Origin of the sequence: Streptomyces sp. NPDC007346 (genome assembly GCF_040703535.1) — a bacterium.
Taxonomy (GTDB): domain Bacteria; phylum Actinomycetota; class Actinomycetes; order Streptomycetales; family Streptomycetaceae; genus Streptomyces.
This window is the reverse complement of sequence record NZ_JBEYKR010000184.1, coordinates 1-11,825: the sequence shown is the minus strand read 5'-3', so window position 1 is coordinate 11,825 and position 11,825 is coordinate 1. Positions and strand designations below refer to the sequence as shown.

Annotated in this window: 10 protein-coding genes and 1 riboswitch; of the genes, 8 read left to right on the top strand and 2 right to left on the bottom strand. The window is 73.4% G+C overall.

What is annotated here, in order from left to right:
- The first annotated feature begins 53 nt into the window (after nucleotides 1–53).
- The 4 genes from AB0917_RS30860 (at nucleotide 54) to AB0917_RS30845 (ending at nucleotide 4,984) form a co-directional block, all read left to right on the top strand.
- Nucleotides 54–1,403 (top strand): pitrilysin family protein, encoded by a 1,350-nt coding sequence (locus AB0917_RS30860; protein ID WP_366822986.1) that lies wholly within the window; start codon nucleotides 54–56, stop codon nucleotides 1,401–1,403.
- 26 nt (nucleotides 1,404–1,429) lie between these two features.
- On the top strand, nucleotides 1,430–2,800 hold the full coding sequence (locus AB0917_RS30855) for a pitrilysin family protein (protein WP_366822985.1): 1,371 nt from the start codon (nucleotides 1,430–1,432) through the stop codon (nucleotides 2,798–2,800).
- Nucleotides 2,801–3,057: 257 nt separating this feature from the next.
- A riboswitch (cyclic di-AMP (ydaO/yuaA leader) is annotated at nucleotides 3,058–3,224 on the top strand.
- A gap of 13 nt (nucleotides 3,225–3,237) precedes the next feature.
- Nucleotides 3,238–4,065: a M23 family metallopeptidase gene (locus AB0917_RS30850; RefSeq protein WP_366822984.1), complete on the top strand. Its 828-nt coding sequence runs from the start codon at nucleotides 3,238–3,240 to the stop codon at nucleotides 4,063–4,065.
- A gap of 220 nt (nucleotides 4,066–4,285) precedes the next feature.
- Nucleotides 4,286–4,984 carry a GntR family transcriptional regulator gene (locus AB0917_RS30845; RefSeq protein WP_366822983.1) on the top strand — a complete coding sequence of 233 codons (699 nt, stop codon included), beginning with the start codon at nucleotides 4,286–4,288 and terminating at the stop codon, nucleotides 4,982–4,984.
- Between the two features lie 169 nt (nucleotides 4,985–5,153).
- Here AB0917_RS30845 and AB0917_RS30840 read toward each other — a convergent pair whose 3' ends face one another.
- Complete coding sequence (locus AB0917_RS30840) at nucleotides 5,154–5,435, bottom strand: HPr family phosphocarrier protein (protein WP_018105371.1); 282 nt, start codon at nucleotides 5,433–5,435, stop codon at nucleotides 5,154–5,156.
- Between the two features lie 160 nt (nucleotides 5,436–5,595).
- On the opposite strand from AB0917_RS30840, the gene AB0917_RS30835 reads away from it, so the two are divergent.
- From AB0917_RS30835 to AB0917_RS30820, 4 genes are all read left to right on the top strand, one after another.
- Complete coding sequence (locus AB0917_RS30835) at nucleotides 5,596–8,484, top strand: GNAT family N-acetyltransferase (protein ID WP_366822982.1); 2,889 nt, start codon at nucleotides 5,596–5,598, stop codon at nucleotides 8,482–8,484.
- A gap of 63 nt (nucleotides 8,485–8,547) precedes the next feature.
- A complete protein-coding gene (locus AB0917_RS30830; RefSeq protein WP_366822981.1) occupies nucleotides 8,548–9,144 on the top strand; it encodes a DUF5998 family protein in 597 nt (198 codons plus the stop codon).
- Nucleotides 9,144–10,331 (top strand): nucleotide pyrophosphatase/phosphodiesterase family protein, encoded by a 1,188-nt coding sequence (locus AB0917_RS30825; RefSeq protein ID WP_366822980.1) that lies wholly within the window; start codon nucleotides 9,144–9,146, stop codon nucleotides 10,329–10,331. Before AB0917_RS30830 ends, AB0917_RS30825 begins: the two co-directional genes overlap by 1 nt.
- Before the next feature lie 47 nt (nucleotides 10,332–10,378).
- Nucleotides 10,379–11,029, top strand: coding sequence for a thymidine kinase (locus AB0917_RS30820; protein ID WP_366822978.1), 651 nt, complete (start codon nucleotides 10,379–10,381; stop codon nucleotides 11,027–11,029).
- 51 nt (nucleotides 11,030–11,080) lie between these two features.
- Here the strand turns inward: AB0917_RS30820 and AB0917_RS30815 are convergent.
- A partial coding sequence (locus tag AB0917_RS30815) for an amidohydrolase family protein (RefSeq protein ID WP_366822976.1) occupies nucleotides 11,081–11,825 on the bottom strand: 745 nt, incomplete at its 5' end.

The following is an 11,825-nucleotide window of genomic DNA, read 5'->3' as shown; positions in this document are numbered from 1 at the left end:
GTGGCAGGTCTGGCAGGAAGTCCAGTATCGCGATCGAAGGGACGTACATGCCCATGGGTCACACGGCCACAGCACAGGCCGGCTCCGGCGGCTTGACAGCGACCGAGCACCGCCTGGCCAACGGCCTGCGTGTGGTGCTCTCCGAGGACCATCTGACCCCGGTCGCCGCGGTCTGCCTCTGGTACGACGTCGGCTCGCGCCACGAGGTCAAGGGGCGCACCGGTCTGGCTCACCTCTTCGAGCACCTGATGTTCCAGGGCTCGGGACAGGTCAAGGGGAACGGTCACTTCGAGCTCGTCCAGGGGGCCGGCGGCTCGCTCAACGGGACGACCAGCTTCGAGCGGACCAACTACTTCGAGACCATGCCCACCCACCAGGTGGAGCTGGCTCTCTGGCTGGAGGCCGACCGCATGGGCTCCCTCCTCGCCGCGCTCGACGAGGAGTCCATGGAGAACCAGCGCGACGTCGTCAAGAACGAACGGCGCCAGCGTTACGACAACGTGCCCTACGGCACCGCGTTCGAGAAGCTGACCGCCCTCGCCTACCCCGAGGGCCACCCGTACCACCACACCCCGATCGGCTCCATGGCCGACCTGGACGCGGCGACGCTGGAGGACGCCCGCGCGTTCTTCCGTACGTACTACGCGCCCAACAACGCCGTGCTCTCGATCGTCGGGGACATCGACCCCGAGCAGACCCTCGCCTGGGTCGAGAAGTACTTCGGCTCCATCCCGTCCCACGACGGCAAGCAGCCGCCGCGCGACGGCACGCTGCCCGAGATCATCGGCGAGCAGCTGCGCGAGGTGGTCCACGAGGAGGTCCCGGCGCGTGCGCTGATGGCCGCCTACCGCCTCCCGCACGACGGGACCCGCGCCTGCGACGCGGCCGACCTGGCGCTGACCGTGCTCGGCGGCGGCGAGTCCTCGCGCCTGCACAACCGCCTGGTGCGCCGCGACCGTACGGCGGTGGCGGCCGGTTTCGGGCTGCTGCGGCTGGCCGGGGCGCCCTCGCTGGGCTGGCTGGACGTGAAGACCTCCGGCGGTGTCGAGGTGGAGACGATCGAGGCCGCGGTCGACGAGGAGCTGGCCCGGTTCGCCGCCGAGGGACCCACCCCGGAGGAGATGGAGCGGGCCCAGGCCCAGTTGGAGCGCGAGTGGCTGGACCGCCTGGGGACGGTCGCGGGCCGCGCCGACGAACTGTGCCGCTACGCGGTCCTGTTCGGCGACCCGCAGCTCGCCCTGAGCGCCGTGGGGCGCGTCCTGGACATCACCGCGCAGGAGGTGCGTGAGGCGGCACAGGCGGCCCTGCGCCCCGACAACCGGGCGGTGCTGGTCTACGAGCCCGTCGAGCCGGCCGAGGACGCCGACGAGGCCACCGACGTGCCCGAGGGGGCGGACAAGTGAGCGACGCCGCCGTGACTGGAGTAGCCATGGAGTACCACCCGCAGCCGACCCCGGGCACCGCCCGGCCGTGGGCGTTCCCCGCGCCCGAGCGCGGCTCCCTGCCCAACGGGCTGACCGTGCTGCGCTGCCACCGCCCCGGCCAGCAGGTCGTCGCCGTGGAGATCTTCCTGGACGCGCCGCTGGACGCCGAGCCCGAGGGCCTGGACGGCGTGGCCACGATCATGTCGCGCGCGCTCTCCGAGGGCACCGACAAGCACAGCGCGGAGGAGTTCGCCGCCGAGCTGGAGCGGTGCGGCGCCACCCTGGACGCGCACGCCGACCACCCCGGCGTCCGGGTCTCCCTGGAGGTCCCGGCCTCCCGCCTGGCCAAGGCGCTCGGCCTGGTCGCCGAGGCCCTGCGCGCCCCGGCCTTCGCCGAGAGCGAGATCGAGCGGCTCGTCGGCAACCGCCTGGACGAGATCCCGCACGAGCAGGCCAACCCCTCCCGGCGCGCCGCCAAGCAGCTCTCCAAGGAGCTCTTCCCGGCCACCGCCCGGATGTCGCGCCCGCGTCTGGGCACCGAGGAGACCGTGCGGCGGATCGACGCCGCCGCCGTGCGGGCCTTCTTCGACGCCCACATCCGCCCGGCCACCGCGACGGCCGTGATCGTCGGCGACCTCACAGGCATCGACCTGGACGCCCTGCTCGCCGACACCCTCGGCGACTGGTCGGGCGACGCGGGCCAATCCCGCCCGGTCCCGCCGATCACCGCCGACGACACCGGCCGGGTGGTCATCGTGGACCGGCCCGGCGCGGTCCAGACCCAGCTGCTCATCGGCCGCATCGGCGCCGACCGGCACGAGCGCGTATGGCCCGCGCAGGTGCTCGGCACGTACTGCCTGGGCGGCACGCTCACCTCCCGGCTGGACCGGGTGCTGCGCGAGGAGAAGGGCTACACCTACGGCGTACGGGCCTTCGCCCAGGTCATGCGCTCGACCGGCCCCGACTCCGGCGGCGCGGCGATGCTCGCCATCAGCGGTTCGGTGGACACCGAGTCCACCGGACCGGCGCTGGAGGACCTCTGGAAGGTCCTGCGGACGCTGGCGGCCGAAGGGCTGACCGACGCCGAGCGCGAGACGGCCGTGCAGAACCTGGTGGGCGTCGCCCCGCTGAAGTTCGAGACGGCGGCCTCGGTCGCGAGCACACTGGCCGACCAGGTCGAGCAGAACCTGCCCGACGACTACCAGGCCCAGCTGTACGCCCGCCTCGCCGAGACGGGCACCGTGGAGGCGACCGCGGCCGTGGTCAACGCCTTCCCGGTGGACCGGCTGGTCACGGTCCTGGTGGGGGACGCGGGGCAGATCGCGGAGCCGGTGAAGGCGCTCGGCATCGGAGAGGTGACCGTCGTCAGCGGCTGACGCGCCGTCGGCACACGCGGACACCTCGGCACACCGGGACACCTCGGCATACCGAGGCAAAGGACCCTGGCGGACAACTGCCCGCCAGGGTCCTCCCCTTTTGTCCACTTGATCCCCACCTCACCGTCTTGGTGGTTTAACTCCCTTTCCGTCCTGTGGGATGCGCGACATATCGCCCTGTCCGTTTGGTGATGGGAAGTCGCCCCGCCTAGCGTCGGCCCGGCTGTCCGTCACCCGTATGCCGCGTCCGCGGCGCCGGGCAGCCATCGCCGAGTCCCCGTCAGGCGCGAGCCTGGGGAGCCGGGGACCCACGCAGTCCCTGGGGTGAATCGGAGACCCGTGCCGTCAACCGGCGCGGGAACCCGTAGGAGACCTTCCTGCTCCGAACCCGTCAGCTAACCCGGTAGGCGAGAAGGAAGGAAAGGATCAGCCCCTCCATGGCGTTCACCCGTGCCACCGGGAAGCACCGTGCCCCCAGCCGCCTGACGCGCCGCCGTGCCCAGGCCGCCGGCGTCGCGGCCCTGGCCACCACCGGAGTCCTCGGCTCCCTGGCCTCCCCGGCCGTCGCAGCGGAGGCCGAGGCCCCCCAGGCCGCCGAGACCGCGCTCACCCAGGCCATCACCCTCGACGCCACGCTCGCCGAGCAGATCGAGGCCCAGGCCCGGGTGCAGCACCAGCAGGCCGAAGCCGTCGCGAAGGCGAAGGCGAAGGCGGCCGCCGAGGCCAAGGCCAGGGCCGCGAAGGCCAAGGCCAAGGCCAAGGCGGAGGCGGAGGCCCGGCGCAAGGCCGAGGCCCGCGCCGAGGAGGTCCGCGAGGAGAAGGCCAGGGCCGCCCGCGCCGCCGAGCGCGCCCGCCTGAACGCCTTCCACCTCCCGGTCGCCGGCTCGTACGTCTCCACCGGCTACAAGTCGAGCGGTGCGCTCTGGTCCTCCGGCAGCCACTCCGGCGTGGACTTCCACGCAGCCTCCGGCAGCTCCGTCGTCGCGGTCGGCGCCGGTACGGTCGTCGAGGCCGGCTGGGGCGGCGCGTACGGCAACAACATCGTGCTCCGGATGACGGACGGCACGTACACCCAGTACGGCCACCTCTCCTCGATCGCCGTCTCCGTCGGCCAGAGCGTCACCTCCGGCCAGCGGATCGGCCTCTCCGGCTCCACCGGCAACTCCACCGGCCCGCACCTCCACTTCGAGGCCCGGACCACCCCGGCGTACGGCTCGGACCTGGACCCGGTCGCCTATCTGCGCTCGCACGGCCTGAACGTCTGACCCGGCCTCGCGCCCCTCGCCACCCGAAGGCCCCGGTTTCCCGCCGGGGCCTTCGGCGATGCGCCGGAAAACCCCCGTACCGGGCCTCTTCGCCTCCGCCCCGGCCAGAAGATATCCATCAATTCCGGCCTGCCGTCGGAAAGGGCGGCGGATTGCAATAGAGTCACGGAACAGGCGTCGGCCGGCCGCGTTTCGCGGGGATTGAGGCGGAGGTTCGGACATGCGCATTCCCGCGCATTCGGTATGCACGGCAATCCGTGACGACATCGTCTCCGGTGTCTACGAGCGCGGCAGCCGCCTCACCGAGGAGCTGCTGGCGCGGCGGTACGGGGTCTCCCGCGTCCCGGTGCGCGAGGCGCTGCGCACCCTGGAGTCCGAGGGGTTCGTCGTCACCCGCAGGCACGCCGGGGCCTGTGTCGCCGAGCCCACCGAGCAGGAGGCCGCCGACCTGCTGGAGGTGCGGATGCTCCTGGAGCCGCTCGGCGCGGCACGGGCGGCCCAGCGCCGCACGGAGGCCCACCTCAAGGTGTTGCGCGGCCTGGTCAGGCTGGGCCAGGAGCGGGCTCGCCGGGGCGAGGGGGAGGATCTGCGGTCGCTGGGCGGCTGGTTCCACGAGACCCTCGCCCAGGCCTCCGGCAGCCCCGGCCTCATCGCCCTGCTCACCCAGCTCAGGTACAAGGCCGCCTGGATGTACGCCGTCGAGCAGCCGGCCCGGCCGGTCGACTCCTGGGCCGAGCACGGGGCCATCGTGGACGCGGTGGCGCGCGGCGACGCGGAGCGGGCCAGGGCGCTGACCGCCCACCACGCGGAGCGGACCGCCGGGGCCCACCGGCTGCGCCGCCCCGCCCGGCGCGAGGCGCCGCAGCGCCGGGTGAGTTCTTCGCAACATGGCGTAAACATCACGGGTGTCCGCCATTAACAAGGACGCCGTATAAAAAGGGAAGCAATTGCCGATGGCTTTGTTCGCGCTGCCCGGACAATTACTGAGTGCCCGATGTTCCGGCGTCCGGAACAACGAAAGAGCCGTGATTCCCCCGGCCAGGGGAACCACGGCTCACGTCCGTCGCCGTTGTACGGTCTCGGGCTCGTCAGACGGTCTCGGGAAGCTCTTCGAGTCCCTCGGCGACCAGCTTCGCCAGACGGTCCAGGGCGGCCTCGGCGTTGTCCGCGTCGGAGGCGAGCACGATCTCCTCGCCGCCCTGCGCGCCCAGGCCCAGCACCGCGAGCATCGAGGCGGCGTTGACCGGGTTGCCGTCGGCCTTGGCGATCGTCACCGGGACGCCGGAGGCCGTGGCGGCACGGACGAAGATGGAAGCGGGGCGGGCGTGCAGGCCCTCGGCCCAACCGACGTTTACGCGGCGCTCAGCCATGGTTCTGCCCTTCACATATCAACGGTTGTCTAGACCAGTCTCTCATGCGGTGCGCAATGCTGTGCCCGGCCTTCCCTCCGGCCGGCCTCGTCCGGGTCGTCCTCAGACTGCCCCGGCACCGACCCCTCCGCTACCGGGACGGCGGCCGTAGGCTGGGCCCATGGAGCCCACGCCGGAGCTGAGTCCGCATCACGCGTACCCCGACCACTGGGAAGCGGACGTGGTGCTGCGCGATGGTGGCACCGCGCGCATCAGGCCGATCACCACGGACGACGCCGAGCGGCTGGTCAGCTTCTACGAGCAGGTCTCCGACGAGTCGAAGTACTACCGGTTCTTCGCGCCGTACCCCCGCCTCTCCGACCGGGACGTGCACCGCTTCACCCATCACGACTACGTCGACCGGGTGGGGCTGGCCGTCACGATCGGCGGCGAGTTCATCGGGACCGTACGCTACGACCGCATCGACGGACAGGGCAGGCCCGCCTCCGCCCCCGCCGACGAGGCCGAGGTCGCCTTCCTCGTCCAGGACGCCCACCAGGGCCGCGGCGTCGCCTCGGCGCTGCTCGAACACATCGCCGCCGTCGCCCGCGAGCGCGGTATCCGGCGCTTCGCCGCCGAGGTGCTCCCCGCCAACAACAAAATGATCAAGGTGTTCCGGCACGCGGGCTACACCCAGCAGCGCAGCTTCGAGGACGGCTCCGTCCACCTCACGCTCGACCTCGAACCCACGGAGAAGTCCCTCGCCGTGCAGCGCGGCCGTGAGCAGCGCGCCGAGGCCCGCTCGGTCCAGCGCCTCCTGGCCCCCGGCTCCGTCGCGGTGATCGGCACCGGCCGCACGCCCGGGGGAGTGGGCCGCACGGTCCTGCGCAACCTCCTCGGCGCCGGCTTCACGGGCCGTACCTACGCCGTGAACCGCGCCTTCGACGAGGGCCTCGCAACCCTGGACGGGGTCCCCGCCCACCGCTCGCTCGGCGAGATCGACGAGCGGATCGACCTCGCCGTCATCGCGGTCCCCGCCCACCGGGTCCCCGAGGCCGTCGCCGACTGCGGCGAGCACGGGGTCCAGGGCCTGGTCGTCCTCTCCGCCGGCTACGCCGAGCGGGGCTCCGCCGGCCGCGAGCTCCAGCGCGAACTGGTCCGCCAGGCCCGCTCGTACGGCATGCGGATCATCGGCCCCAACGCCTTCGGCATCATCAACACCGCCGAGTCCGTCCGGCTGAACGCCTCCCTCGCCCCCGAGTCGCCCGCCCGTGGCCGGATCGGCCTGTTCACCCAGTCCGGCGCGATCGGCATCGCCCTCCTCTCCGGCCTCCACCGGCGCGGCGCCGGCCTGTCCTCGTTCATCTCGGCGGGCAACCGGGCCGACGTCTCCGGCAACGACTTCCTCCAGTTCTCGTTCGAGGACCCGGACACCGACGTCGCCCTCCTCTACCTCGAGTCGCTCGGCAACCCCCGCAAGTTCACCCGCCTCGCCCGCCGCACCGCCGCCGTGAAGCCCGTCGTCGTGGTCAAGGGCGCCCGGCACAGCGGCACCAACCCGCCCGGCCACGCCGTCCCGGTCAGCCGCATCCCCGACGCCACCGTCTCCGCCCTGATGCGGCAGGCGGGCGTCATCCGGGTCGACACGGTGACCGAGATGGTCGACGCCGGGCTGCTCCTGGCCGACCAGCCGCTCCCGGCCGGCCCCCGGGTCGCCATCCTCGGCAACTCCGAGTCCCTCGGCCTCCTCACGTACGACGCCTGCCTGGCCGAGGGGCTCCGCCCGCGCCCGCCGCGCGACCTCACCACGGCCGCCTCCCCGCAGGACTTCCGGGACGCGCTGGCCGAGGCGCTCGCCGACGGGACCTGCGACGCCGTGATCGTCACCGCCATCCCGTGGGTGGGGGAGGACGGCGAGGCCGAGACCGGCGACGGCGAGGTGCTGGCCGCCGCCCTGCGCGGAGCCGCGGCCGGCGGACCGGCCAAGCCCGTCGCCGTCGTCCACGTGGAGATCGGCGGCCTCGCGGAGGCCCTGGCCGCCGCCAGCAGCACCGCCGCACCCCACACCCGGCCCACCACGCTCGCCGGCCGGCCCCCCGGCCCGCCGGGAGCGCAGACGAGCCCCGGGGCGGCCGGGACGGCGAGCGCGGCGCCCCCGGCGGACCGGCCCACGGAGCCCGAGGACCGGTCCCCCGGCCGCATCCCCGCCTACCCGGCCGCCGAACGTGCCGTACGGGCGATGGCGGAGGCCGTGAAGTACGCCCAGTGGCGGCGCCAGGCGGCCACCCCCGGCAAGGTGCCCGAGTTCCTCGACGAGACCACCGACGAGCCCGGCACCGCCGCCCTGATCGACACCCTGCTCGGCGCCGCCCCCGACCCCCGCGGCCGCGCCCTCACCCACGACGAGGCCCGCGAGCTGCTCGGCCGCTACGGCATCCCCGTACGCCCCACGCTCCCGGCCCCCGACCCCGAGGCGGCCGTGGCCGCGGCCGCCCGCCTCGGCTACCCGGTGGCGCTGAAGACCACCGCACCCCACCTGCGCCACCGCGCCGACCTCGGCGGCGTACGGCTCGACCTCGCGGACGAGGGCGCCCTGCGCCGGGCGTACGGGGAGTTCACCGAGCTCCTCGGCAAGCCCGCCGAGCTCCTCCCGGTCGTCCAGTCCATGGCCCCGCGCGGCGTGGACACGGTCGTACGGGCGTCCATCGACGCCGCCGCCGGGGCCATCCTCTCCTTCGGCCTGGCGGGCGCCCCCTCCGAGCTGCTCGGCGACACCGCGCACCGGCTGGTTCCGGCCACCGACCGTGACGCGGCCGAGCTGATCCGGTCGATCAAGGCGGCCCCGGTCCTCTTCGGCTGGCGCGGCTCGGCGCCCGTCGACACCCCGGCCCTGGAGGAGCTGCTGCTGCGGCTGTCCCGGCTGGTCGACGACCACCCCGAAGTGGTCTCGGTGGCGCTGGAACCGGTGGTCGTGGCCCCCCAGGGGCTGACCGTGCTCGGCGCCGGGGTCCGCCTGGCCCCGCCGCCCCCGCGCGGCGACCTCGGCCCCCGCCGCCTCCCGAACTACTGACCCGCCCCTCCCGGGCCGCCGGGGCGTCCCGGGCAGTCACCGGCCCCCCGTAGGATGGTGCACATGGCAAAGACCGGTACGACGACCCAGGGGCTGCGCGCGGCGATCGAGCGCAGCGGCTACTACCCGGCCCTCGTGGCCGAGGCGGTCGAGGCCGCCGTCGGCGGGGAGCCGGTCGCCTCGTACCTGGTCCACCAGGAGACCACCTTCGACTCCAACGAGGTCCGCCGCCACGCCACGGTCCTCGTCCTGACCGAGCACCGGTTCATCGTCAGCCACACCGACGAGCAGGCTGCCGACACCAGCTCCCCGACGCCGTACGCCACCACCTCCACCGAGTCGGTCAAGCTCGACCGGATCTCCTCCGTCGTGGTCAGCCGGGTGGTGGCCAACCCGGAGAAGTACGTCCCGGGCACCCTGCCCCGCGAGGTCGTCCTCACCATCGGCTGGGGCGCGGTCTCCCGGATCGACCTGGAGCCCGCCGCCTGCGGCGACCCCAACTGCGAGGCCGACCACGGCTACACGGGCAGCTCCACCGCCGACGACCTGAGCCTGCGCGTCAGCGAGGCCGGTGACGGCCCGGACGCCGTCCGCCAGACCCTCGCCTTCGCCCAGTCGCTCTCCGAGGCCACGGCCGCCACCGCGGCGACCGGCCGGTGATGGCCCCGTCCGCCTGGCAGGACCCGGTCCCGCTCGCCCTCGACACCGCGCCCGTCCCCGCGTACGGCAGCGGCTCGCTGGCCGACCTGCTGCCGACGCTCGCGGCCGGCCAGGGGGTGGCGGGCTTCACCGCCGCCATCCCGGAGCTGGAGCCCGCCGACCGCAACTGCGTCTTCCTGATCGACGGCCTGGGCTGGGAGCAGATCAAGGCGCACCCCGACGAGGCCCCCTTCCTGCACTCCCTGCTGCCCACCTCGCGCGGGGGCACCGGCCGCCCCATCACCTCCGGCTTCCCCGCCACCACCGCGACCTCGCTCGCCTCGGTCGGTACGGGCCTGCCGCCCGGCGAGCACGGCCTGCCCGGCTACACCGTGCGCAACCCGGAGACCGGCGCGCTGATGAACCAGCTCCGCTGGAAGCCGTTCACCGCGCCGAAGGTCTGGCAGCCCTACCCCACGGTCTTCCAGCTCGCCGACGCGGCGGGCGTGCGGACCGCGCAGGTCTCGTCCCCGGACTTCGAGCGGACCCCGCTCACCAAGGTCGCGCTCAGCGGCGGCTCCTTCCTCGGCCGGCTCTCCGGCGAGGACCGGATGGACGTCGCCGCCCAGCGGCTCGCCGCCGGTGACCGCTCGCTCGTCTACACGTACTACAGCGAGGTCGACGGCAAGGGCCACCGCTTCGGCGTCGACTCCGACGCCTGGCGCGGCCAGTTGATGTACGTCGACGGGCTGGCGCAGCGCCTCGCCGAGCAGCTTCCGCCGCGCTCGGCGCTCTACATCACCGCCGACCACGGCATGATCGACATTCCCTTCGACGAGCAGTCCCGGATCGACTTCGACGAGGACTGGGAGCTGCGCGCGGGCGTCGCCCTGCTCGGCGGCGAGGGCCGCGCCCGCCACGTCTACGCGGTGCCCGGCGCCCAGGGGGACGTCCTGGCCGTCTGGCGTGAGGTGCTCGGCGAGCAGTTCTGGGTGGCGAGCCGGGAGGAGGCCATCGCGGCGGGCTGGTTCGGGCCCACGATCGACGAGCGGGTGTACGGCCGGATCGGCGATGTGGTCGCCGCCGCCCACGACGAGGTCGTCATCACCGCCTCGGTCAACGAGCCGCACGAGTCGGCGATGGTCGGCATGCACGGCTCCCTGACCCCCGTCGAACAGCTCGTCCCGCTGCTCGAAGTACGCTCGTAACCGCGTTCTCCCCTGTGACCGTCCCCGTGAAAGGTGCTCGACCCCTCATGCCCGAGCTGGTGTTCTTCTCCGGAACCATGGACTGCGGAAAGAGCACGCTGGCCCTGCAGATCGGTCACAACCGTTCCGCGCGCGGCCTCCAGGGCGTGATCTTCACCCGCGACGACCGGGCGGGCGAGGGCAAGCTCTCCTCCCGGCTCGGCCTGGTGACGGACGCCGTCGAGGCCGACGAGGGCATGGACGTGTACGCGCACATCGTCGACCGGGTCAGCCGGGGCGGCCGGGTCGACTACGTGATCGTGGACGAGGCGCAGTTCCTCGCCCCGGTCCAGATCGACCAACTGGCCCGCGTCGTCGACGACCTGGGCCTGGACGTCTTCGCCTTCGGCATCACCACGGACTTCCGCACCAAGCTCTTCCCCGGCTCCCAGCGGCTGATCGAGCTGGCCGACCGGATAGAGGCCCTCCAGGTCGAGGCGCTCTGCTGGTGCGGGGCCCGCGCCACGCACAACGCCCGCACGGTCGACGGCGACATGGTCGTCGAGGGCGCCCAGGTCGTCGTCGGCGACGTCAACCGGCAGGCGGGCGAGGTCGGTTACGAGGTGCTGTGCCGGCGCCACCACCGCCGCCGGCTGACCGCGGAGACGGCCCGCGCCGGAGCCCTCTCCCCGGACGTGCTGCCCGTGGCTTCGGCTTGAGGCGAGGCCCCTCGACGGGCCTTCTCGGGGCGCTCCGCCGCGTACGACAGGTCAGTGACGAGCGCCGTCGCGTTCGAACACGATGTTCCCGTCGAGGATGGTGAGGTCGACGGGAAGGTCCGGGATGTCGTGCGGGTCGGTGGCGCGCAGGTCGCCGCCGAGGACGCACAGGTCGGCGACCTTGCCCGGCTCGAGGGTGCCCTTCCAGGACTCGGCGAAGTCCTGCCGGGCGGGGTTGGCCGTGTAGGCGCGCAGCGCCGTCTCCAGCGTGACGCACTGGTCGGGGCCGCTCACCCGGCCGGTGGCCTTGGACTCGCGCAGCAGCATGGCGGCGACGCCCCGGCGCCAGTCGGGGGCGGTGATCGGGGCGTCGGAGCCGACGCAGACGGCGATCCCCGCCTCCGCAGCGGAACGTACCGGCCACTGGTAGTCCGACCGTTCGCTGCCCACCACGTCGTCCATCAGGTCCGCGATGGTCCACTTGATGGCCGGGTTCATGTTGACGCCGTATCCGTGCGCGGCGAGCCTGGCCAGGCTCTGCTCGGAGGCGAAGTCGCCGTGGATGATGTAGTGCCGGGCGTCCGGGCGCGGATCGGCCCGGTGGGCGGCAACGAAGGCGTCCACCACGGCGTCGATGGCCCGGTCGCCGGTCACATGGACGCCCAGCTGGTATCCGGCCGTGTGGGCGACGCGTATCATCTCGGCGAGTTCGGCCTGCTTCAGACCGGCGTCGGCGCCGTGCACGCAGAGCCCTCCGTGGCCGCCGCCCGGGTAGGGGTCGTGCATCCAGGCGGTC